This is a genomic window from Micromonospora endolithica (genome assembly GCF_003626595.1).
In the GTDB taxonomy this organism is placed as follows: Bacteria; Actinomycetota; Actinomycetes; order Mycobacteriales; family Micromonosporaceae; genus Micromonospora; species Micromonospora endolithica.
Genome location: NZ_RBAK01000010.1, coordinates 140,902 through 165,398, shown reverse-complemented (window position 1 = coordinate 165,398; position 24,497 = coordinate 140,902). Strand labels below are relative to the sequence as shown.

26 protein-coding genes and 2 pseudogenes are annotated in these 24,497 nt (G+C 73.4%); 13 read left to right on the top strand and 15 right to left on the bottom strand.

Annotated elements, in window-relative coordinates; all coding sequences use genetic code 11:
- Positions 1-185: 185 nt before the first annotated feature.
- Positions 186-540: pseudogene (locus D7223_RS23365) on the bottom strand (hypothetical protein).
- 341 nt (positions 541-881) lie between these two features.
- Between D7223_RS23365 and D7223_RS34015 the strand changes: the two are divergent.
- The 3 genes from D7223_RS34015 to D7223_RS23350 all read left to right on the top strand — a co-directional run bounded on the left by D7223_RS34015 (position 882) and on the right by D7223_RS23350 (position 2,079).
- The gene (locus D7223_RS34015; protein ID WP_272948750.1) at positions 882-1,013 is read left to right on the top strand and encodes a hypothetical protein; all 132 of its coding nucleotides are present in this window, start codon (positions 882-884) and stop codon (positions 1,011-1,013) included.
- A gap of 170 nt (positions 1,014-1,183) precedes the next feature.
- On the top strand, positions 1,184-1,543 hold the full coding sequence (locus tag D7223_RS23355) for a hypothetical protein (RefSeq protein WP_120730575.1): 360 nt from the start codon (positions 1,184-1,186) through the stop codon (positions 1,541-1,543).
- A gap of 41 nt (positions 1,544-1,584) precedes the next feature.
- On the top strand, positions 1,585-2,079 hold the full coding sequence (locus D7223_RS23350; protein WP_120730574.1) for a hypothetical protein: 495 nt from the start codon (positions 1,585-1,587) through the stop codon (positions 2,077-2,079).
- A 13-nt stretch (positions 2,080-2,092) separates the two neighbouring features.
- Here D7223_RS23350 and D7223_RS23345 read toward each other — a convergent pair whose 3' ends face one another.
- Complete coding sequence (locus tag D7223_RS23345) at positions 2,093-2,863, bottom strand: Stf0 family sulfotransferase (RefSeq protein ID WP_120730573.1); 771 nt, start codon at positions 2,861-2,863, stop codon at positions 2,093-2,095.
- Positions 2,864-3,038: 175 nt separating this feature from the next.
- Here D7223_RS23345 and D7223_RS23340 point away from each other — a divergent pair, with 175 nt between their 5' ends.
- Together D7223_RS23340 and D7223_RS23335 are read left to right on the top strand one after the other, a co-directional pair.
- A complete protein-coding gene (locus D7223_RS23340; RefSeq protein ID WP_120730572.1) occupies positions 3,039-3,680 on the top strand; it encodes an ArsR/SmtB family transcription factor in 642 nt (213 codons plus the stop codon).
- On the top strand, positions 3,677-4,960 hold the full coding sequence (locus tag D7223_RS23335) for an MFS transporter (RefSeq protein ID WP_120730571.1): 1,284 nt from the start codon (positions 3,677-3,679) through the stop codon (positions 4,958-4,960). Before D7223_RS23340 ends, D7223_RS23335 begins: the two co-directional genes overlap by 4 nt.
- On the opposite strand, the pseudogene D7223_RS23330 reads toward D7223_RS23335, so the two are convergent.
- Positions 4,945-5,696 (bottom strand): annotated as a pseudogene (locus tag D7223_RS23330) (HAD family hydrolase). The gene D7223_RS23335 and the pseudogene D7223_RS23330 sit on opposite strands and share 16 nt — an antisense overlap.
- 153 nt (positions 5,697-5,849) lie before the next feature.
- Here D7223_RS23330 and D7223_RS23325 point away from each other — a divergent pair.
- The 4 genes from D7223_RS23325 to D7223_RS23310 all read left to right on the top strand — a co-directional run bounded on the left by D7223_RS23325 (position 5,850) and on the right by D7223_RS23310 (position 9,771).
- Entirely contained in the window at positions 5,850-7,025 is a 1,176-nt protein-coding gene (locus tag D7223_RS23325; RefSeq protein WP_120730570.1) for a sensor histidine kinase, read from the top strand.
- A 43-nt stretch (positions 7,026-7,068) separates the two neighbouring features.
- Complete coding sequence (locus D7223_RS23320; RefSeq protein WP_120730654.1) at positions 7,069-8,223, top strand: hypothetical protein; 1,155 nt, start codon at positions 7,069-7,071, stop codon at positions 8,221-8,223.
- Positions 8,196-8,909 carry a response regulator transcription factor gene (locus D7223_RS23315; protein ID WP_120730569.1) on the top strand — a complete coding sequence of 238 codons (714 nt, stop codon included), beginning with the start codon at positions 8,196-8,198 and terminating at the stop codon, positions 8,907-8,909. The genes D7223_RS23320 and D7223_RS23315 overlap by 28 nt, the downstream gene beginning before the upstream one ends.
- A gap of 136 nt (positions 8,910-9,045) precedes the next feature.
- Positions 9,046-9,771 carry a hypothetical protein gene (locus D7223_RS23310; protein ID WP_120730653.1) on the top strand — a complete coding sequence of 242 codons (726 nt, stop codon included), beginning with the start codon at positions 9,046-9,048 and terminating at the stop codon, positions 9,769-9,771.
- Here the strand turns inward: D7223_RS23310 and D7223_RS23305 are convergent.
- From D7223_RS23305 to D7223_RS23260, 10 genes are all read right to left on the bottom strand, one after another.
- On the bottom strand, positions 9,653-10,633 hold the full coding sequence (locus tag D7223_RS23305; RefSeq protein ID WP_120730568.1) for a GlxA family transcriptional regulator: 981 nt from the start codon (positions 10,631-10,633) through the stop codon (positions 9,653-9,655). The two genes, D7223_RS23310 and D7223_RS23305, sit on opposite strands and share 119 nt — an antisense overlap.
- Before the next feature lie 5 nt (positions 10,634-10,638).
- Entirely contained in the window at positions 10,639-11,313 is a 675-nt protein-coding gene (locus tag D7223_RS23300) for a cysteine hydrolase family protein (protein ID WP_120730567.1), read from the bottom strand.
- A gap of 218 nt (positions 11,314-11,531) precedes the next feature.
- The gene (locus D7223_RS23295) at positions 11,532-12,290 is read right to left on the bottom strand and encodes a lysophospholipid acyltransferase family protein (RefSeq protein ID WP_120730566.1); all 759 of its coding nucleotides are present in this window, start codon (positions 12,288-12,290) and stop codon (positions 11,532-11,534) included.
- 186 nt (positions 12,291-12,476) lie between these two features.
- The gene (locus D7223_RS23290) at positions 12,477-14,540 is read right to left on the bottom strand and encodes an amylo-alpha-1,6-glucosidase (protein ID WP_120730565.1); all 2,064 of its coding nucleotides are present in this window, start codon (positions 14,538-14,540) and stop codon (positions 12,477-12,479) included.
- Entirely contained in the window at positions 14,540-14,914 is a 375-nt protein-coding gene (locus D7223_RS23285; RefSeq protein ID WP_120730564.1) for an SCP2 sterol-binding domain-containing protein, read from the bottom strand. The genes D7223_RS23290 and D7223_RS23285 overlap by 1 nt, the downstream gene beginning before the upstream one ends.
- Before the next feature lie 208 nt (positions 14,915-15,122).
- The gene (locus tag D7223_RS23280; RefSeq protein ID WP_120730563.1) at positions 15,123-15,539 is read right to left on the bottom strand and encodes a CBS domain-containing protein; all 417 of its coding nucleotides are present in this window, start codon (positions 15,537-15,539) and stop codon (positions 15,123-15,125) included.
- 114 nt (positions 15,540-15,653) lie between these two features.
- Entirely contained in the window at positions 15,654-16,127 is a 474-nt protein-coding gene (locus tag D7223_RS23275; protein WP_120730562.1) for a PPOX class F420-dependent oxidoreductase, read from the bottom strand.
- Between the two features lie 108 nt (positions 16,128-16,235).
- Entirely contained in the window at positions 16,236-17,261 is a 1,026-nt protein-coding gene (locus D7223_RS23270; protein WP_120730561.1) for an aspartate-semialdehyde dehydrogenase, read from the bottom strand.
- 198 nt (positions 17,262-17,459) lie between these two features.
- On the bottom strand, positions 17,460-18,794 hold the full coding sequence (locus tag D7223_RS23265; RefSeq protein WP_120730560.1) for a M16 family metallopeptidase: 1,335 nt from the start codon (positions 18,792-18,794) through the stop codon (positions 17,460-17,462).
- Positions 18,791-20,080: a M16 family metallopeptidase gene (locus D7223_RS23260; RefSeq protein WP_120730559.1), complete on the bottom strand. Its 1,290-nt coding sequence runs from the start codon at positions 20,078-20,080 to the stop codon at positions 18,791-18,793. The genes D7223_RS23265 and D7223_RS23260 overlap by 4 nt, the downstream gene beginning before the upstream one ends.
- 142 nt (positions 20,081-20,222) lie before the next feature.
- Here D7223_RS23260 and D7223_RS23255 point away from each other — a divergent pair, with 142 nt between their 5' ends.
- Positions 20,223-20,972 carry a phosphodiesterase gene (locus D7223_RS23255; protein WP_120730558.1) on the top strand — a complete coding sequence of 250 codons (750 nt, stop codon included), beginning with the start codon at positions 20,223-20,225 and terminating at the stop codon, positions 20,970-20,972.
- Here D7223_RS23255 and D7223_RS23250 read toward each other — a convergent pair.
- Complete coding sequence (locus D7223_RS23250) at positions 20,939-21,154, bottom strand: hypothetical protein (protein WP_120730557.1); 216 nt, start codon at positions 21,152-21,154, stop codon at positions 20,939-20,941. The genes D7223_RS23255 and D7223_RS23250 overlap by 34 nt on opposite strands.
- 97 nt (positions 21,155-21,251) lie before the next feature.
- On the bottom strand, positions 21,252-22,409 hold the full coding sequence (locus D7223_RS23245) for an alkaline phosphatase PhoX (protein WP_120730556.1): 1,158 nt from the start codon (positions 22,407-22,409) through the stop codon (positions 21,252-21,254).
- A gap of 318 nt (positions 22,410-22,727) precedes the next feature.
- Between D7223_RS23245 and D7223_RS23240 the strand changes: the two genes are divergently transcribed.
- From D7223_RS23240 to D7223_RS23230, 3 genes are all read left to right on the top strand, one after another.
- On the top strand, positions 22,728-23,813 hold the full coding sequence (locus tag D7223_RS23240; protein WP_120730555.1) for a 3-deoxy-7-phosphoheptulonate synthase: 1,086 nt from the start codon (positions 22,728-22,730) through the stop codon (positions 23,811-23,813).
- Between the two features lie 156 nt (positions 23,814-23,969).
- Positions 23,970-24,206, top strand: coding sequence for a hypothetical protein (locus tag D7223_RS23235; protein ID WP_238162176.1), 237 nt, complete (start codon positions 23,970-23,972; stop codon positions 24,204-24,206).
- A gap of 23 nt (positions 24,207-24,229) precedes the next feature.
- Positions 24,230-24,424, top strand: a complete 195-nt coding sequence (locus D7223_RS23230) for a hypothetical protein (protein ID WP_120730553.1) — start codon at positions 24,230-24,232, stop codon at positions 24,422-24,424.
- Positions 24,425-24,497: the final 73 nt, after the last annotated feature.

The following is a 24,497-nucleotide window of genomic DNA, read 5'->3' as shown; positions in this document are numbered from 1 at the left end:
AGGGGTGCCTAGCTGCATAGATAGGCACCCCTACGGACTGTCAATTATTGAGAAACACAGCCGGGATTCAACTTCTAATCCCAAGGCCGCAGGTTCGAATCCTGCCGGGCGCGCCTATATCTGGCAGGAGAAACACCCCTAGCCTCTGATCTTCGACCAGCATCGGACCCACCTCCCCCACCACCTCACCCGTGGTCAGCCGGACGCCGAGCCTGCGTCGCAGGGCGCTGCGGGGTGGCCGGCACCCCGGCGGGGCGGCGATCTTGACGCACGTTCGGGATGGCAGCCGACCGCGTCGGCCTGCGGGGCGTGGGCGCGGGACGCTGTATCTGTAGCCCAGCCGGCTGCACGAAGATCGACCGGCGGGTGACCGCGTCACCCTTGGCATCCAGTTGGTACACATCGAGCCGGCACCACCGGTCGTAGGTAACCCCAGTCGAGCACCCGGATGACTCGGCACATGATCGGCTTGATGAACTGCACGCTGGCCGCGCGGGTCACGTGCACCAGGTCGCCGGCCTTCGGTAGCTGCGTGCTCATCGGGGATCGCCGGCCAGCCGCCAAGCCAGCAGCCGGGCATGCGCTGCCGCGTAGCGCGGGCACCAGCCGTCCGGGGGACAGCGGTGGCAGGGTTTCACGTGGTGGTCACCGATCGCGAACCAGGCCACCTCGACCAGGAACGGCGCTTGGCAGACCTTGATCACGACTCACCGCCGGGCCAGTGCCCACGGTTGATCGGAATACGGTGGCGGGCTCGGCAGGGCATTTCCCCGCCGCAGCGGCAAACCCTGCGCCAGCGCTTCCAACTCCAGACCGGTCGGTGCCGGCGGGCCAGCGTCAGCGCGGTGGCTATTAGGTAGTCGTCATAGCGGATCCGGTTCATGAGCGCTCCCGGCGGTCAGGCCACGGTGGACCGTCAGGGCGACGGGATCCACGCCGCCCTGACGGGGCACGATCGTGACCTGGTCGTGGGGCAGCCGGGGCGAGGCGTGTACGTGGCCGGCAAGGAGTAGCCGGGCAGCGGACGGGCCGCCCACCATCAGGCAGACGACCCGATACCTCGGGGTTCACACCAGGCAGTGTGGACAGCGCTACTGGGTCTACTGCATCGGCAGGTGACCCGAGGGCAATCCCCCACTGTCGCCCTCCCCCAAAGGGCAGCGCCGGCCCCTACCATGTGGCGATGATCGAGCAGCCCCGCCGACGTCCGCCGTTGCCGATCGTGGCCGTCGCCCTGACCACTGCGCTCGTGGCGGTCGCGGTCCTGGTCAGCGCGATGGCGTCGAGCGGTTCGTCCAGGATCATCGGCTCGATGACGGCGCTCCTGGTGCTCGGCCTGGCCTACGGCCTGTGGCGGGGCAGTGGCCGGGCTCGCTTCTGGGCAAGCGTCTCCGCGACCGCCAGCGCCGTCTACGCCGTCGTGCCGCACTTCGGCGTCGACGCGTCGGGGCTGTTCCAGTTCGTCGTCTCGGCGGTCTTCGTGGGACTGTTGCTGGTGCCGGCGTCGTCCCGGGAGTGGTTCCACGCCCCGTCGGCACCATGACGGTAGGGAACCGCGGGATCGGCGCGTACGTCGATGTGGGCATGAAGCTGCGCGCTGCCGTCCTGGCCGTCCTGGCCGCGCTGGGTCTCGGCCTGGTGGTGTTCGCCTCGCCCGCGCGGCCCGCGTGGGCCTGCTCGTGCGTGGCCCTGACGCCGGCTCAGGAGGACGAGCGGGCCGACCTCATCGTCGTCGGCACGGTCACCGGTGTGACGGACCGGGCGGTCCGGCTCGCGGTGGAGTCGGTCGAGAAGGGCGACCCCGGATCGGGGGCGACGCTCCGGCTGGCCGTGCGCCCCGACGAGGACACCTGCGGGTACGCCTTCCGCACCGGCGCCCGGTACCGGGTGCACTCCTCCGACGGCGCGACCGGCCTGTGCGCCGGGATCCGGGCCCTGACGGCGGACCCCACGGGTGCCGCCGCGACCGCTCCCGTGTCGTCGCCGACGCGCTGGTGGATCCCGGTCGGCGCGCTGCTGACCGTCGTCGCCGCCGGAGCGGTGGCCGTGGCGGTGCGGCGTCGCCGGAGGTCCGGATGACCGCCGCGTCCGGTCACGTGTCGCAGCCGGCCCGGTAGCGGGCGATCCACCGCGCGTTGAGGTCGTCGGCCTGCCGCCGGTGCCGGGCGACGACCGGGACGCCGCCCGCCGGCACGTCGAGTCCGAGGTGGCCCAGGATGTCGCGCACGGTCTGGGTCATGTCGCGGTCCAGATCCTCGTAGCGCACCCGGTGCGGGCGGATCCCGCACGCGGCGAACCACGCCTCCCAGGCGGCGTTGTGCTCCCGGATCGTCGCGACGAAGCCGCGGATGCCGTCGAGGTCGAAGTGGGGCTCGTTCCCACCAACGGCGTCGCCGCTGATCTCGCCGTTGCCGCCGACGAACCACCGGCCGGTCTGCTCGGCCCGCAGCCAGGACACCGCCTGCGCCAGGACGTCGTCCCGGCGCAGGAAGACGAAGCGGCTGTGCCCGAACGTCCGCTCCAGCAACCCGACGTCGTCGCCGCGCAGGCCCGGGTAAACCGGGGCGAGCTTCGCCACCAGCTCGTCCAGCGTCCCCCACATCAGCTTCGCGCCGAACACCCCGTTGGGCGTACGACCGGTGGCCAGGGCCGCCCGGACGAAGTCGGCGTAGGAGAAGCCGCCGTCGGGGGTGCGGGGCAGTCGCCAGCGGTCCGCCCAGAGCGACTCGTCGGGCGAGCGGAAGTACGCCTGCGGATGCCCGGCCACCCCGGTCGACTCCAGCAGTCCGAGCAGCAGCGAACTTCCGGTTCGCGGTGTGCCGCACACGAAGTAGGAGTCGACCCGGCCAGGCTGATTCCACATGCCCCCAGACAACCGCCACGCGCTCACCCGCACAACCGAGAAACCCGCACCCGCCCGATCGGTGACGCTGTGGCCACTCGACACGCCGGACGCCGTACCGCTGAGCCGTCACCCTCGACGGGCGTCGCGGAGCGACCGGGGTGACAGGCGACATCTGAGAGGGTACTTTCGAAACATGTCTCTCACTAACCGGTACGGGGACTTCGAGATCACCGACCCGCAGGCGTTGCGCGCCCTGGCGCATCCGGTCCGGCTGGCCGCCCTGGAGCACCTCCAGCGGCACGGACCGGCCACCGCGACCCAGCTCTCGCCGCACGTCGGGGCCACCCCCTCGGTGGTGAGCTGGCACCTGCGCCACCTGGCGTCGTTCGGCCTGGTCAAGGACTGGGACGGGGCCACCAGCAAGCGGGAGCGCTGGTGGCAGGCGGCGGCCCGGGGGTTTCGCTTCAACCTGCCGGACGACCCCGAGGGACAGGCCGCCGCGCGGCAGTTGGGCGGGGAGATCGTCGCCCGCTACGCCGAGCTGCCGCTGCGGTGGCTGACCGACGAGGAGCCTCGGCTGGACACCCGGTGGCGGCGGGTGGCGCGGACGGCGAACACCCGGATCCGGGTGACCGCCGAGGAGCTGCACGAGATCGAGGACGCGATCGAGGAGGTCCTCGCCCGGTACGTCCGGCGACCCGAGTCCGACGCGCCGGCCGGCGCCCGTGGCGTCCGGATCCTCCGCTACTCCATGCCGGAGGCCGACGACGAGACCGGCACCGCCGACGACGAGGCTGGCACCGCCGACGGACGCACCGAGGGCAGCCCGCGATGACCGCCGCGACCGCGCAGCCCACCACCGCGCCGGCCGGCGGGCTGCGGGGGAACCGGCGGTTCCGGCGGTTCTGGCTCGCCGAGACGGTCACCCAGGTCGGGGACCGGGTGACCGAGCTGGCCCTGCCGCTGATCGCGGTCACCCTGCTGGCCGCGACGCCCGGTCAGATGAGCGTGCTGAACGCGCTGATCTGGACGCCGTACCTGCTCGGCATGGTGGTCGGGGCGTGGGTGGACCGGCGTACCCACAAGCGCCGGCTGCTCGTCGTCGCCGACCTGGCGCGGGCGGCGGTGCTGCTCAGCCTTCCGGTGGCGTACCTGCTGGACGCGGTCACCCTGACCCAGCTCTACCTGGTCGCGCTGCTCACCGGTGCCGGCGCGGTGCTGGCCGGCATGGCGCACCAGGCGTTCTTCGTGGCGCTCGTGCCACCCTCGGCGTACCTGGAGGCGACCAGCCGGCTCAGCATCAGCCGGGCCGGCTCGTCGGTCGCCGGGCCGGCCGTCGGCGGCACCCTCGTGCAGGCGCTGACCGCACCGGTGGCGATCCTGCTCGACGCGGTGTCGTTCCTGGTGTCCGCGCTGCTCGTCGGCCGGATCCGGGTCACCGAGGCACCGCCGCCGCCGAGCCGGGCGTCCACCCTCGCCCTGGTCCGCGACGGCCTGCGGATGGTGCTGCGGCACCCGGTGCTGCGCGCCTGCCTGGGCTGCACCGGCACCGTCAACTTCTTCACCATGATGGCCAGCGCGCTGCTGGTCCTCTACGCCAGCCGGGACCTGGACCTGTCACCGGGGGCGATCGGTCTGGCCCTCGGCATCGGCGCCGTCGGCGCGCTGGGTGGCGCGGCGCTGGCACCCCGGGTGTCCCGGGTGCTCGGCCTGGGTCGTACCGCGATCGTGGGCGCCGTCCTGTTCCCGGCGCCGACCGCCCTGGCGGCGCTGGCCACCGGTCCCACCTGGGCCAAGGTCGCGCTGCTCGCCGGCGTCACGGTCCTCAGTGGCGTCGGCGTGATGCTGATGGACGTCAACCTCAACGCGCTCCTGGCCCGGATCACCCCGGACCACGCGCGCGGGCGGCGGGCGGGGGCGTACAGCGCGCTCAACTACGGCGTACGCCCGGTCGGCGCGCTGGTCGGCGGCGCGCTCGGCACGGTCCTCGGCCTGCGGCCCACGCTGGTCGTCGCCGGACTGGGCGGGGCGCTGGCCGCGCTGTGGCTGGTCGCCTCCCCGGTGCGGCGGATCGCCACGATGGACGACGCGGCGGAGGTTCAGATCCCGGCCTGACGCAGCAGCACGAGCAGCCCGTGACCGTCCTCGACGACGACGTCGGGGGCCAGCTCCGGGTGGGCGGGTTCCCGGTCGGTACGGGGCGACCGCATCAGCACCATCCCGCCGGCACCGGCCCGCCGGGCGCAGGCCACGTCCCGGTGCACGCTGTCCCCGACGAACCAGCACTGTCCGACCGGCACGTCGACCGACCGCGCGGCGCGCAGCAACAGCTCCGGGTTCGGCTTGCGCACCCCGGCCTCGTCGCTGTAGATCTGCGCGGCGAACAACTCACCGAGGCCGGCGGCGGCGAGGAAGTCGCGGTGCGCGGCCCCGCAGAACGTGTTGCTGGCCACCGCCATCGGCAGGCCGGCGTCGGCCGCCGCCCGCAACGCCGCCGGTACGCCGGGCCGCACCGTCCACTCCGGGCGCCACGTCCACGCGTACGCCAGCGGGGTCGCCTCCCGCTCGACGGCGGCCCGCGCCGCCGGCGGCCAGGACCCGGTCACGAAGTCGGCCCACACCCGGGCGTGACCCAGCTCGACCGGGTCGGCGGTCCGCCCGACGTCGTCGCGCCACAGGCCGTACGCGCGGGCGCCCTCGGCAGGTCCCCGACGATCCGGTCCACCGGCACCGCGTCGCCCACCAGCCGGGACAGGTGTTCCACCAGCGGCGGCGGCGCGGCCGAGGGGGTAGGGGCGTCGGCGAGGACACCGCCGAAGTCGAGCAGGAGCGCGCGCGGAGAGGTCAGCATGACCCCATCGTCGCGCACCGGTCCACGGCTGACGGATCGGCGACAGCGTGCGCACCGTGCGTGATCTTCCGGTACCGGACGTGTTATTCTCCGACGTCGATCCGCCATGCGGACCCGGATCGGGTCGTGTCGCCCTAAGGACGTCTCTTTCCGATGCCGGCAGTTCCTGCCCCCACTCCGCTGCCCGCCGCGCTGGACAACCCGGCGGGCAGCGCCTTCACCCTCATCTTCACCACCCTGCCCGCGCTGCTGCGGCTCTCCTGTGGACTGGTCGCCGCGGTGGTAGCCCTGTCGGTGCGGACGCCACCGGTGACGACCGCGCTGCTGGTACCGGCCGTGGCGGTGCTCACCGTCTGGGCGTGCTGGTACGCGGCGCGCGCCCTCCGGCACGGCATCTCCGGCCCGCTGGTGGTCGGGGACGTCGTCCTGACCACCGCCACCTGCCTGGCGGTGCCGGTGCTGGTGGCGCCCGAGGTGTTGCCCGGCGAGGGCAGCTGGATCGCCGTCCTGGCCAGCACCACGGTGATCAACACGCAGGCCACCGCTCCGGCGCGCTGGTCGGTGCCGGCCGGGCTGCTGGTCACCGGCGCGTACGCGGCGGGCACGCACACCGCCGGGGTGCCCGGTGAGGCGACCGCGCACGCGGCGACACTGCTGGTGCAGGTCGCCTGCACCGCGCTGATGACCGGGGTGATGCGCCGCCGGATCGGCCGGGCCGACCGGGCGTTCGTGGCACAGCAGCGACTCGCCCGGGAGACGCTGGCCGCGCGGACCGCCCGCGAGGTCGAACGGCAGCAGAACCGGGACCTGCACGACACCGTCCTGGCCACCCTGACCATGGTCGGGCTGGGCGCGGTCGCCGGCCCGTCGGCCGGGCTGCGCGAGCGGTGCGCCGCCGACCTGCGGACGCTGGGCGCGCTGGCCGAGGCCCGGTCCCTCCCCCAGCGGCCGACGCCGCTGGACGAGCGGATCCGGGCGGCCCTGGTCCGGCTGCCCGACCTGCCGGTCACCGCCGAGCTGACGTCGTGCGCGGTGCCGGCGCCGGTGGCCGAGGCGATCGCGGAGAGCACCCACGCGGCGCTGTCCAACGTGGCCCGGCACGCGCCGGGCGCGACCGCCTCGCTGCGCCTGGACCGGGTCGCCGGCACCGTCGTGGTCGAGGTCGCCGACGACGGCCCCGGCTTCGACCCGACCGCCGTCCCCGCCCACCGGTACGGGCTGCGCGAGTCGGTACGCGGCCGGATGGCGAGCGTCGGCGGGCGGGCCCACGTGACGTCCCGCCCCGGCGGCGGCACCCGGATCCGGCTGGAGTGGCCCGGTGTCGACTGAGACGACGAGCGCGCCGGCCGGGCAGCCCACCGGCCCGACCCGGGTGCCGCCACCGCGTACGCCCGGCGGCGGCACGGCCGACGCGGACGCCGCGGCGGCCGTGGCCAGCGCCTCCGACCGGGGCGCCCGGGTCGTCGCGGTGGTCATCGCGCTGGCCTGGCACACGGCGATCGGCCTGCCCGCGGTGCTGGCGGCCTGGCCGGACCTGACCGCGCCGACGCTCGTGCTGGTCTGCTGGCTGCTGGTGGCGGCGACCGGGGTGACCGCCGGGGTGCGGCTGCTGCGCGGCCGGCCGCTGCCCGCCTGGCCGCTGGCCGTGCTGCTGCTGGTGGTCGACGGGCTGGTGTTCGCGGCGGCCGGCGAGCGGCAGCTCTTCACCGCGGCGAACTGGGTGTGGGGCACGCTCGGCTGGTTCTTCGTGCTGGTGCTGTGGGGGCGGCGGGTCGCCGGCCTGCTGGTGCTGCTCGCCGCGCACTCGGTGATCGCGCTGCTGGCGGTGCTCGGTCACGGCGCGACCACGCCGGCCGACCTGGCCCGCTACACGATGTACGTCTACGGCACCTCGTCCCTGCCGGTGGCGGTCTTCGCCGGCAGCGCCGCGATCGCCGCGCTGGCCCGGAGCCGGGCGGACACCGCGGCGGCCACCAACGCGCTGGTCACCGAGCGCGACGCCGCCGAACGGGCCCGGCACGCGCGGCGCGCCCAGCTGGCCCGGGTCAGCCACACCGCCGACGAGGTGCTCGCGGAGCTGGCCGACGGGCGGGCCGATCCGGCCGACCCCACGGTCCGCCGGCGGTGCGTGCTGGCCGCCGCCCGGCTGCGCCGCCTGATCGCCGAGTCCGACGACGTGCCCGACCCGCTGCTGCACGAGCTGCGGGCCGCCGCCGACGTCGCCGAGCGCCGGGGCGTGCCGATCGACCTGGTGACGATCGGCACGCCCCCACCGCTGCCGGTGGCGGTACGGCGGGCGCTGGCCGACCCGCTCACCGCGACCCTGGCCGACGCCCGGGACCGGGCCCGGTTGACCGTCGTGGCCGGCCCGGACGAGGTGGTGGTCAGCCTAGTCGTACCGGACACCGGCGACGACCCCGACGGGCCCGACGACGGGTCGCCGGACGACGGCGGGGACCCACGGGTGGAGCACCTCCAGGAGCGGGACGGGGAGATCCGATGGACGCAGACACGGTGGCGACGGTGACCGACGAACGGCCGATCGGCGTGGCGATCGTCGACGACCACCCGGTGGTCGTCGACGGGGTGCGCGCCTGGCTCGCCGTCGAGCCCCGGCTGACCGTGGTGGCCACCGGCGACGACCCGGACGAGGTGCTGCGGTCCGCTCCGCACGCCGACGTCGTCCTGCTCGACCTGCGCCTGCACGGCCGGATGGTGCTGGACAAGCTGGCCGAACTCAGCGCCACCGGCCGACGGGTGGTGGTCTACTCCGAGCACACCGACCCGGCGACGATGCTCGCCGCGCTGGACGCCGGGGCGGTCGCGTTCCTCGCCAAGCACGAGGGGCGCGAGCACTGCGTGGCGACCGTGCTGGCCGCCGCGAGCGACCGCCCGTACGTGCCGCCGGCCCTGGCCGGTGCCATCGTCGGTGATCCCCGCCCGGACCGGCCCGCGCTGTCCGACAAGGAGCGGGAGGCGCTGCTGCTGTGGTTCCAGTCGATGTCGAAGGCGTCGGTGGCCCGGCGGATGCGGATCAGCGAGCACACCGTCAAGCAGTACGTCGACCGGGCCCGGATCAAGTACACCCGGGCCGGGCGGCCGGCCGCGACCAAGGCGGCGCTGCTCGCCCGCGCGATCGAGGACGGCCTCGTCCGGCCGGAGGAGATCGGCACCTACCGGTCACACGCCTCGTACGACCGGCCGACCCCCTAACGGGCGTCATGACAGTCGGGCCCGGGTGGGTGAGGCTCGACGGGGTAAGGGGCGGTCGGGACGCACGGGGCTGAGCCCCGGCGGGGGTGGCTTCCGGCGGGCCCCGGAGATGCGCGCACACCGGGAGGTCGTGACGATGCACGATGACGCGTCCCCCTTCTTCATCGCACCGCACCGGTTCGACGCGCCGGACGACGACGTCGGGCCGGTGCTCGACCGGCGACACGAACTGGCCCTCGACCCGGGTGAGCGGGTGCTCCACCGGCACCGGCTGCACGCCGAGGGTTACCTGCTCGATCCCACCGAGGGGTGGCGGTGCTGGGGCCTGCCCGACCCGGTGGCGGTGACGGTCACCGACCGGCGGGTGGCCTACGTCGGCGCCGGCTCGCAGATGTCCGTGGTCGGGGTGGCCGGCGATGCCCGGCACCGCCGTGGGGTCCGGATGCCCGGCCTGGTCAGCGGCCAGATCCGCTGGCAGTGGCCGTCCCGGCTGGAGGTGCTGCCGGCCGACCCGGGCGGCACCGCGCGGCTGCTCGTCGTCTGCGACGCGCTGCGCACCATCCGGCAGCCGGCGCTCGCGCTGGCCGGCCCGGTCGCCGAGATCGTCGAGCTGGCCGAACGGGTACGCCGGGCGGTGGCCGAGTTCCGGCTCCTGCACCCGGACCTGGTGGACCTGTCCCCGCCGGAACGGGACGTGCTGGCACTGCGGGTCCGTCCGGCGCCCCCCGCGAGGGCCGGCCGGATCACCCTGCCCGGGTCGCTACCGGTGGAGTTTCACTCCCGGGACGACTACTACCGGCCGCACCGCCCCGACCGGGCGTGGCCCGGGCCCGCAGCCGACGCAGCATCCGGGCATCGGTGAAGCCGACGGTACGGGCGGCCGACTCCACGGTCGCCCCGTGCCCGATCAGGTGTTCGGCACGCTCCACCCGCAGCCGCTGCTGGTAGCCGAGCGGGGTGAGGCCGGTGGTCTGCCGGAACAGCCGGGTCAGCGTCCGCTCGGCCACCCCGCCGGCGGCGGCCAGCTCGGCCAGCGGCAGCGGCTCCGCGTACCGGCCGTCGATCACGTCCTGCACCCGGTGCACCACGTCGGACAGGTGCGACCGGTGCCGCATCAACGCGCTGGCCTGCGGCTCGTGGCCGTTGCGCCGCGCGTACACCACCAGGGTGCGGGCGATCCGCGCCGCCGCCGCCGGTCCGTGCCGGGTGGCCACCAGGTGCAGCGCCACGTCGATGCCGCTGGCGATGCCGGCGGAGGTGACCACCCGGTCGTCGACCACGTAGAGCACGTCCCGGACCAGCAGCGCCGCCGGATGCCGGCGTGCCAGCCCGTCCTGCACCTCGTGGTGGGTGGTGCAGCGCCGGCCGTCCAGCAGGCCGGCGCTGCCGAGGGCGTACGCCCCGGCGCACACACTGGCGACGGTCCCGCCCGCCGCGTGGTGCTCGGCCAGCCGCCGCAGGTCCGCCGGGCCGACCGGCCCCGCCGGGCCGTGCGCGGCGACCCGCCATCCGGGTACGACGACGAGGTCGTCCCGGGTCAGCTCGGGCCACCGGAGGTCCGCCACCAGCGGCACACCCTGCACCGTCGGCACCACCTCGCGGTCGGCGACGTAGTGCAACCGGTAGTCGTAGCCGAGGTCGGCGGCCGTGGAGAAGACCTGGGCCGGGCCGGCGAGATCGAGCAGGTGCACCTGCGGCACCAGCAGGAAGACGACCCGGGCCATGACGGTCAGCCTCGCACGCCGGCGTACGTCGTCGCGCCGGTGGCGCTCGCGGTTCCGGTGGCGGCGGGCTCCGCGGCGGCTTCCGCGATGTCGGTGGCGGCGGTGACCTCGGCGACCGTGCGGACGGTGGCGAAGCGGCCGGCGAGGGCGTACTCGGTGCGGGCGATCATCTCCCCCACCGGCAGGGTGCGCGGGTCGGCGAGGATCTCGGCCAGCGTCGCGGAGGCCGGCAGGTCCCGGTGCGGGGTCGGGAAGGTCACGGTCGCGTCGGTCACGAACGTCATCGCGTAGCCGAGGTCGCTGCCGATCCGGGCGGTGGTCTCGACGCACTGCTCGGTACGGATGCCGCAGACCGTCACCGCGCCCACCCCGGCCTGGGTGAGCAGCTGCTGGAGGTTGGTGGTGGTGAAGGCGTTGTGCGAGGTCTTCACCAGGGTCGGCTCCCCGGGTACCGGGACGAGCCCGTCGATCAGGCGGACGTGGCCGTTGACCGGGTCGAAGACATCGCCGGTTCCCGGTTCGGCGTGCAGGACCCAGACGACCAGGTCACCGCGCTCGCGCGCGTTCGCGACCAGCCGTCGGACCTGCCGGACGATGTCGGGGTTCGAGGCGTACGCCCAGATCGGGCGCTGCCGGAAGGACTCCTGGACGTCGATGACGACGAGTGCCGCGTTGCTCATGCTCTCGATCCTGGCAAGCCGGTAGCCCAAGAGGCAGACACCATCCCGCCTCACCCCGGACCGATCCAGCCACCCCCGCGCCCCTCCCCACCCCACCCCTCCCCACCCCTCCCCCTCCCGCGATCTTGCACTTTGGGTCGCCTGATTGCGGCTTTCATCCTTTACGCCGCGACAGAAGATGCAAGATCGCGGGGGTGGGGGTGGGGGTGGGGGTGGGGTCAGGCCCAGGGGTCCTTGGCGGCGGCGCGGCGGCGGACCTCCAGCTCGGCGGCCTCCTCCAGGGTCGGCGCGGTGCCGCCCAGGCTCCGCGGCAGCCACCAGGCGTCGTCCGGGCCGGCCGGCGACTCCGGGTACTCCTTCTGGGCCCGCTCGACCAGTGCGGTCAGCCGGACCTTGAGGTCGGTGGTCATGTCGTTCGCGTCCGCGTACGCCGTCGGGTCCATCGGTTCGCCGACGATGATGGTGATCGGGACGTGCCGGTGGGTCAGGGTGCGCGGGCGGGCCTTGGTCCACAGCCGCTGCCCGCCCCAGAGCGCCACCGGGAGCACCGGCACGCCGGCCTCCCGAGCCATCCGGGTCGCGCCGCTCTTCAACTCCTTGACCTGGAACGACCGGCTGATCGTCGCCTCCGGGAAGACGCCGATCACCTCGCCCCGGCGCAGGGCGCTGACCGCGGTGGCGTACGAGCCGGCGCCGGCCCGGCGGTCCACCGGAATGTGGTGCATGCCGCGCATCAGCGGCCCGGAAACCTTGTGCGTGAACACCGACTGCTTGGCCATGAACCGGACCAGGCGCCTGGACGGCTGCGCGGCCAGTCCGCAGAAGATGAAGTCGAGGTAGCTCACGTGGTTGCTCGCCATCACCGCACCACCGCTGCGGGGCACGTGGTGCGCCCCCTCCACGGTGATCTTCAGGTCGAGGACCCGGAACATCGTCTTGGCGGCGGCGATCACGGGCGGATACACGAGTTCCGGCATCCGCCAACTTTACCCCGGGTAAGTTACGCCACCGTAGGCCGAGCCCACCCCGCCCACACCATGTCGATCATGGGGTTGCCGGGTGTGACACGCCGGGTGAGCCTAGGACAAGGTCAATCCCGCGCCCCCGCCCGACCCGTCGCGCGTCGATCCGGGTCGACCCGGCTCGCGACGGGGCGGTGGGGTTCAGTCGGCGAGGTTGTGCAGGTCGAGTCGGCCGCGGGCGAACGCGTCGACCCGGCCCCACCGGCCCGGGATGTCCAGCACCTCGATGCGGCCCATCCCGATCGGCAGCCGCGGTTCCACCGCGAGGTGTCCCTCGTGCGGCTCCAGACCCAGCATGGTCCGCAGCAGCAGCAGCGGAGCGCCGGTGGACCAGGCCTGCGGGCTGCACGCGGTCGGATACTCCACCGGGAACTTGGTCAGCTCCCGCTGGTACCCACCGAACGCCTCCGGCAGCCGCCCGTCGAAGTAGGTGGCGGCGTCCAGGATGCCGTTGGCGATCATGGCCGCCTCCTCGGCGAAGCCGTACCGGCGCAGGCCCCAGGCGATGAACGAGTTCTCGAACGGCCAGATCGCACCGTTGTGGTAGCCGATCGGGTTGTAGCGGATCTCCCCCTCGGCCAGGGTCCGGACACCCCAGCCGGAGAAGAGCCGGTCCCCCACCAGATGTTCGGCGATCTTCTCGGCCCGCTCGTCGTCCACGATGCCGCTCCACAACAGGTGACCGACGTTGGAGCTGAGCACGTCGCACTGCCGGCCCTCCGGGTCGAGCGCGAGGGCGTAGTACTCGCCGTCGGCGACCCACCAGTCCCGGTTGAACCGTTCCTTGAGCTGCGCCGCCTCCCGCTCCAACTGGTCGGCGAAGCCGGGGTCGCCCCAGAACTCCCGGGCCATCCGCGCCGCGCGCGTCTTCGCGTCGTACGCGTACCCCTGCACCTCGCAGGTGGCCCGGGGAAACGGAGGCAACGTGCCGTCGCGGTAGGAGATGGAGTCCCAGGAGTCCTTCCAGCACTGGTTCTCCAGGCCGGTGTCGGTGTTGCGCCGCTCGTACCAGATGTAGCCGGTGTTGCCCACCAGGTCGGCGTAGTCGTCGATCCACTTCAGCGCCCGGCGACACTCCGGCTCCAACTCCTTGACCAGGGCGACGTCCCCGCTCCATCGCTCGTACTCGTCGAGCAGCACCAGGAACAGCGGCGTGGCGTCCACCGACCCGTAGTAGGGCGAGTGCGGTTGTTCCTCGAACGCGGCCGTCTCGCCGTAGCGCATCTCGTGCAGGATCCGGCCGGGATCCTCGTCCCGGAAGTCGTCGAAGCGGGTGCCTTGGAGGGCGGCCAGGATGCGCAGCGTCGTCTTCGACAGGTCGGGCGTGAACGGCAGCGTCTGGAGGCAGGTGAAGATGCTGTCCCGGCCGAACATCGTCATGAACCACGGCAGGCCGGCCGCGGGCAGGGTCGCGCCGCCCAGCGACAGCGGCGAGAACCGCAACGCGGCCAGGTCGACCAGGCTCCGCCGGTAGGTCGCGGCGACCCGGCCGTGTTGGCTGTTGACCTTGGGTGCGGCGGCGATCCACTCCTCCAGATCGTGCTGGAGGGCGAGCCGCTCGGTGCTGTGCGCGCGCAGCCCCATCCGCAGGTCCCGGCCGCCCGGACCGACCGCGAAGGTCTGCACGTCGACCTGGGTGTCCCACTGCTCGTTCGGCTCCAGCCGCACGGTGAAAGCGAAGCCGTGCTTGTCGAAGCGGGCCTCCTCGGAGCAGGAGATGATCGTCTCCCGCCGGAAGTTGCCCCGCCGGTAGCCCAGCCGCAGCTTGTCCGGCTCCACCTCGGTGTAGATCTCGCCCTTCTTGTTCAGGATCTCGTCCTTGACCTGGAAGAGGTCCGCGAAGTCCGACGCCGCCGCCATCCTGATCTCCAGCTCGACGGGCTTCTCGTCGTGGTTGAGGATGGTGATCTGCTCGCGGAAGCTACCCCCCACCGCCCGCTCCCGGATGATCGACAGCTTGGCGTCGACGTAGTGCGTCGCCATGCCCGGGACCAGGAAGAACCTCGACTCGTAGTACTGGAGGTCGTCGTAGGAGAGCGAGTTGAGGCGCTCCCCGTTGACCGTCAGCACCCAGGTGGACAGGAACCGGGTGTCGATCGAGAAGAGCCCGGTCGGTTCGCTCGGCGTCGCCTCGATGTCGCCGGTGTCCTCGCAGACGACGAACGTGTTGCCGTCCAGGATCCGGACCGTGTTGCTCTGCGCCATCAGACGACCTCCTCGTGACTGAAGCGCCGCCGCGGGCCCCGGGCGTCCGGGTGACCGGGGAAGAGCCGTTCCACCTGTACCAGCAGCCGGGGATCGCCGGCGACCGTCATGTCGCCGCGCAGGATGGCCGCGATACCCTGCTCCCGGCCGGCGGCCATGTCCTCGAACAGGTCGGGACTCGTGCCGACCACGGTGTCCGCCTCCAGGTCCTCCTGGCTCACGTCGATCCGACCCCGGTCGACCTTGATCGTCCAGTGCGTCGTCCGGGCCCCCTCGTGCAGGTCGAAGCGCAGCGTCCCGAAGGACTTCGCCAGCAGCGGCTCGAAGCCCCGCCGGTCCAGATCCTCGAAGAACCGCGTGGTCGCGTCCACCATCGGGTCCTCTCCTCCCGTCGGTCCGGTCCCCGCCGCCGCGCCCGGTCGCAACCCGGCGTGCCGGCGTCCGAGAGGGGTCCCCGCCCGGCGGCCGGTCAACCTCGCCCGGATCGGGTGAGGCAGGGCCCGCCACCAGCGCGAACGACCACCCGGTACGCGAAACCGGCTCCCCGGACCGGGGAGCCGGCGCGCGTCCGTGGCAGACGGGTCAGTTGTTCGGCTCGTCGGCGCTGATGTCGGCGAGCACCGACTGCGGTTCGCGCTCCACCGCCAGGTCACCCATCGAGACCAGACCCACCAGACGGCCGTCGTCGACGACCGGCAGTCGCCGTACGGCGTAGGTGCGCATCAGGTCCGTGGCGGCGACCGCGTCGTCGTACTGGCTGACCGTGATCACGTCCTTGCTGGTGATCTGGTTCAGCGCGGTCGTGGCCGGGTCCATGTTCTCCGCCACGCCCCGGACCGCGATGTCCCGGTCGGTCACGATGCCGACCACGCTGTCGCCATCGGTCACCACCACGTCGCCGATGGCGCTGTCGCGCATCTCCTGGGCCGCGGCGGTCAGCGTGTCGTTGCCGTCCATCGTCACCAACCGGGTCGTCATGAACTCTCCGACCGTTGTCATGGTGCTCCCCTCTCGGTGTCGGCACCCCGGTCTACCCGTCGCCCCGCAGCAGGTAACGCCGTCCGCCGGCCCCTGCGGCGGGGACGGCTCGGCTAACGTGACCGGGATGCGGGATCAGCCGCGCGGTGCCATGCCGTAGACCCGCTCGACGTGCAGGCGCAGCACCAGGCGTCGCTCCGCCACCATCGCCGCCCGGTAGTCGTCCCAGTCGGGGTGTTCGCCCTGCACCGCGCGGTAGAGCCCGACCAGTTCCGCCACCGTCGGATCGTCCGCCCGTTCGGCCACCGGGGTCAGCTCGGCGCGCGCCTCCGCCACCGCGTACGCCCAGCCGTCCTCGCTGCTGACGTGGAAGCTGGCGCGTGGGTCGCGGCGCAGGTTCGCGGTCTTGGCCCGGCCGTCGGTGACCGACACCCGGATCAGGCTCCGCTCCCGGTCGAAGGAGTAGACCACGGTGGACAGCTGCGGACGGCCGTCCCGCTTGACGGTGGCCAGCACCCCCATCCAGCGACCGGCGATCAGGTCGGCCAGGGCCTCGGGGATCTCGTCCGGCACGGTTTCCTCCGTCGGGTCGTCGGGTCGCCTCCCCATCTCACCCCGACGACGTCGATCACGCCAGGGTGCCGCCGGCGCGGCGGCGCGACGCGTGATCCGCCCGAGGTCCGAAAGACATCGGGCGGATCGGCGGCCGGGGCGGGATCAGGCGCGCTCGGCGGCGACCAGCTCGGCGATCTGCACGGCGTTGAGCGCCGCGCCCTTGCGCAGGTTGTCGTTGGAGCAGAACAGCGCCAGGCCGTGCTCCACCGTCTCGTCGGCGCGGATCCGTCCCACGTACGTCGGGTCCTGGCCGGCCGCCTCGAGCGGGGTGGGCACGTCGCTGAGCGCCACGCCGGGTGCGCCGTCGAGCAGCTCACGGGCCCGCTGCGGGGTGATCGGCCGGGCGAACCGGGCGTTGATCTGGAGCGAGTGACCGGTGAAGACGGGCACCCGGACGCACGTGCCGGAGACCTTCAGGCCCGGAATCTCCAGGATCTTGCGGCTCTCGTTGCGGAGCTTCTGCTCCTCGTCGGTCTCCGCCGAGCCGTCGTCGACGATCGAGCCGGCCAGCGGCAGCACGTTGAACGCGATCGGCCGGGCGAACGACCGGGGCTCCGGGAACGCCACCGCCGTGCCGTCGAAGGCGAGGCCGGCGGCGTCCTCGGCGACCTTGCGGACCTGCTCGTCCAGCTCGGCCACGCCGGCCAGGCCGGCACCGGAGACCGCCTGGTACGTGGAGACGACGAGGCTGGTCAGCTCCGCCTCGTCGTGCAGCGGGCGCAGCACCGGCATCGCGGCCATCGTGGTGCAGTTCGGGTTGGCGATGATGCCCCGGGGCCGGGCCAGCGCGGCGTGCGGGTTGACCTCGGCCACCACCAGCGGCACCTCCGGGTCCATCCGGAACGCCGAGGAGTTGTCGATCACCACCGCGCCGGCGGCGGCGACGCGGGGCGCCAGCTCCTTCGCGGTGCCCTTGCCGGCGGAGAAGAGCACGATGTCCAGCCCGGAGTAGTCGGCGGTGGCCGCGTCCTCCACGGTGACCTCGCCGTCCCGCCAGGGCAGGGTGCGCCCGGCCGACCGCGCCGAGGCGAACAACCGAAGCTGTTCCGCCGGGAACTCGCGTGCCGCCAGCACCTGCCGCATCACGCCACCGACCTGGCCGGTGGCCCCCACAATGCCGATCCTCATGTCCGCGAGGCTACCCAGCCGGGCGTCACAACGGTGAACGCTTTCCGTGGCACCCGGGCACGCGCCGGCCGGACCGGGCGGCCCGGGTGCACACAAAGACCGCTGTCGGACGCCGCGCGGCGTAAGAATCCCGCCGCCGGGCGCGCCGGACCGCAAAGTCGGCGTGCCGGTGCCGCGACGGGAATCACACCGCGTCGGTCAGACGATCTCGCCCAGCCCGGCGGCGGCCAGCTCGTCGCGGATCAGCGCCGCGTCGCCCTCCACGACGAGGGTGAGTGAGCCGGGGTGGAGGTGTTCGGCCGCCGCCGCGGACACCTGCGCCACGTCGGCGGCGAGCAGCGACTCCCGCAGCCGGGCGTGGTAGTCGTCCGGCAGGTCGTGGACGACGAGCGTGGTCAGCGCCGCGGCGATGGCCCGCGGGCTCTGCAACTCCACCGAGAGCTGGCCGGCCCGCCAGGACCGGGCCACCGCCAGCTCGTCCTCGGTCACCCCGGTCTCCTGGGTACGGCTGATCTCGCCGACCGCCTCCACCAGCGCTGGCGCGGTGACCGCGGTCTGCACGCCGGAGCTGACCGCGAACCGCCCGAACCGGCGGGACGTGCCGAACTCGCCCCGGATGCCGTACGTGTAGCCGCGCACCTCCCGGATCAGGTGGTTCAGCCGGGAGGTGAACGCGCCGCCGAGCACGGTGCCGGCGAGCGTCATCGGCACGTGGTCGGGGTGCGCCCGGTGCGGTGCCGGGTGGCCCAGTCGCAGCGTGGACTGCACCGACCCGGGCCGGTCGACCAGGATGATCCGCCGCCCGTCGCGGGGCGTCACCGCGATCGGCGCGCCACGCCCGACCGGGCCGCCGCCGGTGCCGGCGAAGGCCGCCGCGCCGAGCGCGTCCAGGTCGACGCGCTCCAGGTCGCCGGCGACGACGAGGGTGCCGGGCCGGATGAACCACTCGGAGTGGAAGACGGTGACGTCCTCGACGTCCAGGGCGGCCACCGACTCCGGGTCGCCGTACATCGGGCGGCCCCACCGGTTGTCCGCGCCGAACAGGTCGGCGCGCAGCGCCGCGTCGGCCCGGGGGCCGGGGTTCGCCCAGTCCATCCGCAGCGCGGTCGCCTCGTCGTCACGGACCCGCCGGACGTCGTCCGGGTCCAGCTTCGGCGTCCGGACGGCCTCGGCCAGCAGCTCCACGGCGGCGGCCAGCCGGTCCACCGGGACCTGGACGCTGACCTGGAACGAGTCCCAGTCCAGCCCGATCACCAGGTCGGTACCGAGCGCCTCGATGGCCAGCGCGTACGCGGTCGCGTCCCGCTGCGCCGTCCCCTCCTCCAGTGCCTTGGCGAGCACCGCGCCGAGCCCCTCCTTGCCGGTCGGCTCGCGTTCCGCGCCCGCGTCGAGCAGCAGCAGGGCGACGGCGAGGTTCTGCCCCGGCAGGTGCGCGGCGACGACCTGCCCGCCGGCCACCGTCCGGCGGACCACCTGCGGGAACCGGTACGGGCGGGCGGGACCCGGGCCGGGACGGTCGACGATCAGCGTCATGAGGTCTCCTCGGGCAGGTAGGTCAGGGTCACCCGGTCGGCGGCGGTCAGCACCTCGGCGGCCACCTCGGCGATCTGCTCCGAGGTCACCGCGAGCAGCGCCGGCAACTGGTCGGCGAGCCGGGCCGGGTCGCCGAACTGGGTGGCGTACCGCCCGAGGAGGTCGGCCCGGCCGTCCACCGTGGACAGTTGCCGCCACCACGCGGTGCTGAGCAGCGCCTTGGCCCGGTCCAGCTCGGCGGCGGTCACCGGCACGGTGGCCAGTTCGTCGACCACGTCGGACAGGCCGGCGGACAGCCGCTCGGCACTCACCCCGGGACGGGCCGTGGCGGTGACGATCAGCGGTGCCGGGGCGTGCGCCAGGTCCACCCCGTACGCCCCGACCAGGTCCGGCTGCGCGAGCCGTTCGCCGTCGGCGAGCCGCTGGTAGAGCCGGCTGCCCCGGCCGCTGCCCAGCACCGTGGCGAGCACGGTGACCACGTGGTAGCCGGCGCTGCCGAAGGGGTGGGTGCGGTGCGCGACGAAGACCCGTGGGGCCGGCACGTCGGCGGTGACCGTCTCCACCGCCGGGCGGCCCCCCGGAACGACCGAGCCGTCCGGCGCCGGCGGGATCTCCGGTCGGGCCGGGATCGCGCCGAAGTACTTGTCGGCGAGCGCGAAGACCTCGGTGGCCGAGGCGTCCCCGACGACGGTGAGCACGGCGTTGTTCGGCGCGTAGTAGGTCGCGTGGAACGCCTGGAAGGTGGCCAGGTCCGCGGCGTTCAGGTCCTCCATCGAGCCGATCGTCGCGTGGTGGTACGGGTGTCCCGGCGGGTAGAGCAGCGGCAGCAGGCGCAGCCACGCGTCGCCGTACGGGACGTTCTCGTAACGTTGCCGCCGCTCGTTCTTCACCACGTCACGTTGGTTGTCCAACGTCTCCTGGGTCAGCGCCGGCACCAGGCCGCCCATCCGGTCGGCCTCCAGCCAGAGCGCCAGCTCCAGATGCTCGGCCGGCATCGTCTCGAAGTAGTTGGTGCGGTCCGGGTTGGTGGTGGCGTTCAGCGAGCCACCGGCGCCCTGCACCAGCTTCATGTGCTCGGTCTTCGCCACGTTGACCGAACCCTCGAACATCAGGTGCTCGAAGAGGTGGGCGAACCCGGTCTGGCCCTGCGGCTCGTGCCGGGAGCCGACGTCGTACCAGAGGTTCACGGCGACCGCCGGCGCGGTGCGGTCCTCGCTCACCACCACGCGCAGGCCGTTGTCCAGTCGGGTCGTCTCGATGGGCCAGGGGTAACCGCTGTCGGGCATGGCACGACGCTATCCGATCGAGCGGGCGGAGCGGAGACACGTCGGTCGAGCCGCGCGCCGCACCGCCGGGCCACCGGCCGGGGCCCCGTCGCGGCCTCGTACCGGCAGGCTTCGACGTATCGCCTGCGGGTACCGGGAGGGCATGCCGAGCACCGCCCCCGCCCGTACCGCCACCGACCGGGCCGCCGTCGTCGTCGAACGTGCCACCGCCGTCCTGACCCGGCTGCGCGGGGCCCGACTGCTGCACCCGGCCGGCCGTTCCTTCACCGGGGAGGTCGTCGTGTGGGGCCGCTCCGGGCCCCCGACCGGGGTGGCGTTGATCGACGATCCCGGCCGTTATCCGGCGACGGTCCGGCTGTCCAAGGGGGTGCCCACCCCGGGCAGCTGGCCGGACGTGCTGGGGCTGGCGGTCCGGTTGCACCTCGGCGCGGAACGCCCGTACGACCTGCTGGTCAGTTCGAGCGCGGCCCCGCCGGTGCTGCGGCACCTGCCGCTGCCCCGGCGGCGGTTCGCCGGGACGTACAGCTCGATCATGTCCTTCCGGACCGGCCGGCGGCGGCTGTTCGTGGCCGCGCTGGCCGACCCGGATTCGCCCGACCTGGGTCGCAGCCTGGCCGAGGTGACCGCCGCGAGCCGGGCGGACGACCCGAGCCTGGTGCTGGCGGTCGCGTCCGCGGTCGGGCCGTGGCGACCGTTCGGGCGGATCCGCATCGACCGGCAGCTCGACGCGCGGACCGACGCCACCCTGGCCTTTGACCCGATCGGCAACCTGCCGCCCGGGATGCGGGCGGCAGGGCCGATGGCCTGGGTGCGGGAGCACACCTACCGTGCCTCCCGGCGGACCCGGGGGGCGGGGGGTCAGTCGGGAGGCTCGATGGGGGTCACCGTCTGATCGGAGGTACGCCGCTCCAGCACGGTGTCCGGTGCGGCGTTCCGGTCGCCCTCCCGGATGTCCGACTCGGCGAGGATGGCCTCCGCCTGCGCCTCGGGGTCGTCGCTGCCGGCCGCCGCCTCCTCGGGCAGCAGGTGCGCTCGGGACTCGATGCGTTCCTGGTCGCTCTGCTCGTGTGCCATGCCGCCCCCTGTACCCCGCCCCCGCCACCCCCACGCGTGTAAGGAAGGGCCCCCGCTTAACGCCTGGCGTTGTACAAGGGTCCCTTCCTAACGCCGTTCAGGAGCGGAACGGACCGCGCACCTCGTAGGTGATGCCACCGGAGGACGAGCCGGACGTGCCCCGCTGCGAGGAGAAGTAGAACCGGGTGCCGTCCGGCGAGAACGCCGGCCCGCAGATCTCCGACGAGGACTGCCCGGTGATCCTGAGGAAAGGCGTGACCACCCCGCTCGGCGTGATCATGTTGATCTCCATGTTGCCACCGTCCTCGGCCACGTACAGGTCGCCGGAGCGGGTGCCGGTGATGTTGTCCACCCCGGTCAGCGGCGCCGTGCCGGACACCAGCGAGTCGTCGTACGCCAGGTCGATCCGCTGGTTGACCGCGTCGTACGCCCAGACCCGGTTGTCGCCCTTGGTGGTGAACCAGCAGGTGCCGTCGGCGTACCAGCAGCCCTCACCGCCGTTGAACTTCTTCGCCCCGGAGACCTGGCTGCGGGTGTAGGTGGGCGACCCGTCCGGGTCGGGCACCCGCGCCCAGCTGACCGGGCCGCTGGTGGCGGTTCCGGCGACCAGCACCTCCAGGGTGCCGGAGGAGAGGTCGCCCCAGGTGGTCGGCCGGAACCGGTAGAAGCAGCCGCTCGACTCGTCCTCGGTCAGGTAGATCACCTTGCGGTCCGGGTCGCAGGCCGCCGCCTCGTGGGTGAACCGGCCCATCGCCGCCCGCCGGACACCGGCCTTGCCACCCTGCGGGTACGTCTCGTAGACGTACCCGCGACTGACCTCCTCGCCGGAGAGCCAGGTCCCCCACGGCGTCGCGCCACCGGCGCAGTTGCGGTTGGTGTTGGACAGGATCCGGTACGCCGAGGCGATGCTCCCGTCGGCGTTGAACCGCACCGCCGACGCACCGCCGGTGCTGGAGATCTCGGAGTTCGAGACGTAGATCCAGCCGGTGCCGGCGGTGAAGCACGCGCCGCCGTCGGGCGCGTCGTGCCAGGTGTAGGAGGTGCCGCTCACCGCCTGCCGGGACCGGGCGACGATCCGGCTGGTGAAACCGGCGGGCAACTGGATGCCCCGCCCGTCGGCGGCCTGGAGCGGCCCGTACGGGCCGGTGCCGGGCTGGGCGGGCGCGGCGTGCGCGGCCCCCGCCCACAGGCTGCCGGAAAAGGCGGCGGCGCCACCGGCGACGGTGGCGGCGCGCAGGACGGTACGACGATCCATCTGGGGAACCTCCGGGGACGCAGCGTTCAGTGGCGCTGAAACTACCGTCGGTGGCATCGACGGAGGTGAACTCCAGGCGAGGCTTTGCGGGCGACCCGGTGATGTCTGGGCCTCGGATCGGGTACGCTGGCCGGCGTGACGCGTTCGTATCGGTGGTTTAGGCAGCCGGCTCGCCAGCCGGTGACTTCACCATGAACTGACGTCACCGCACGACGAGCCGGCCGGGCAGGAGCTTTCGTTCCTGCCCTTTTGCGTACGAGCAGCCGGCTCGTACCCGGGCACCGGCCCCGGGCGCGGTCGGCGGAAGGATGCCCCACCGTGACGACCCCGGAGACCGACCGGGTCAGCGATCAGCGGATCGACCGTGTCGTACCGCTGACCACCCCGGCCCTGCTGCACCACGAGTTGCCTCTGGACGCGCCGCTCGCCGCGTCCGTCCTGACCGGCCGGCGCGCCGTCGGCCGGGTGCTGGACCGCGCGGACGACCGCCTCCTGGTGGTGGTCGGCCCGTGTTCGGTGCACGACCCGGCCGCCGCCCTGGAGTACGCCCACCTGCTGCGCTCCGCCGCCGACCGGCACGCCGACGACCTGCTGGTGGTGATGCGGGTCTACTTCGAGAAGCCGCGCTCCACGGTGGGCTGGAAGGGCCTGATCAACGACCCGGGCCTGGACGGTTCCGGCGACGTCAACACCGGCCTGCGTACGGCGCGGGCCCTGCTGCTCGACGTGTTGCGCCTCGGACTCCCGGTGGGCTGCGAGTTCCTCGACCCGATCACCCCGCAGTACATCGCCGATCTGGTCGGCTGGGGCGCGATCGGCGCCCGCACGGTGGAGAGCCAGGTGCACCGCCAGCTCGCCTCCGGCCTGTCCATGCCGATCGGCATGAAGAACCGTCCGGACGGCAGCATCGGCACGGCGGTGGACGCGATCCGGGCGGCCGGCGTACCGCACGTGTTCCCGGGCATCGACGTCTCCGGCACCCCCGCGATCATGCACACCCGGGGCAACGCGGACGGGCACCTGGTGCTGCGCGGCGGCAACGACGGCCCGAACTACGACGCCGACTCGGTGGCCGGCGCGCTGGACCTGCTGCGGGCGGCCGGGCTGCCGGAGCGGCTGGTGATCGACGCTAGCCACGCCAACAGCGGCAAGGACCACCGCAACCAGCCCGCGGTCGCGGCCGACGTGGCGGCCCAGCTCGCCGACGGCCAGCGCGGCATCGTGGGCATCATGCTGGAGAGCTTCCTGCACCCCGGCCGGCAGGACCTGGACCCCACCCGCGAGCTGACGTACGGCCAGTCCATCACCGACGCCTGCATCGGCTGGGACACCACCGCCGAGGTTCTCGACCACCTCGCCCAGGCCGTCCGCTCCCGCCGCACCGCCCTCCGCACCCCCGCCTGACTCCTCCCACCCGTTGATCTTGAAGTTGTCGTCGAGCCGGCCCGGTGGGCGACAACTTCATGATCAACACGGAGGGGCAGGGGCGGCACGGGGGTTGGGGGTGGGTTTGGGGGGTTAGGGGGCGGGTAGCTGGAGCGGGTGACCGACGACGCACCCGTGACCGAGCGACCCGTGACCGCCCCGCCCGTGACCGACCCGTCGGACGTGCGACGCCTCGACGACCTGCTCGAGGACCTCTACCACGGCCAGGAGCGGATCAGTCAGGGAGACATCTACCGCCGCGCCGTCGCGGCGGAGATGCCGGCCGAGATGCTCACCCGGATCGCCGCCCTGCCCGAGGGTGAGTATTCGGTGGACGAGGCGGCCGACCTGCTCGGTGGGTCGGTCACCTGACGGGGCGACGACAAGGAGACCAGATGTCCCAGCAACAGGAGCACCACGAAGAGATCCCCGCCCTCGGCCAGCCACCCGAGGGCACGGACACGTTGCCCGAGCCGGACTTCGCCAACGAGCACGACCGCACGGCGGTGGACCGGGACATCATCACCGGCGCCGACTCGGACGAGCGCGAGGAGGAGTCTCCGCGCGGCTGGTCCGGCGAGGACCGCTGAGCACACCACAGACCCGACGGAGGGGCCGGCGAACCGCCGGCCCCTCCGCTCACTCCCGGGCGTGCGTACGCCC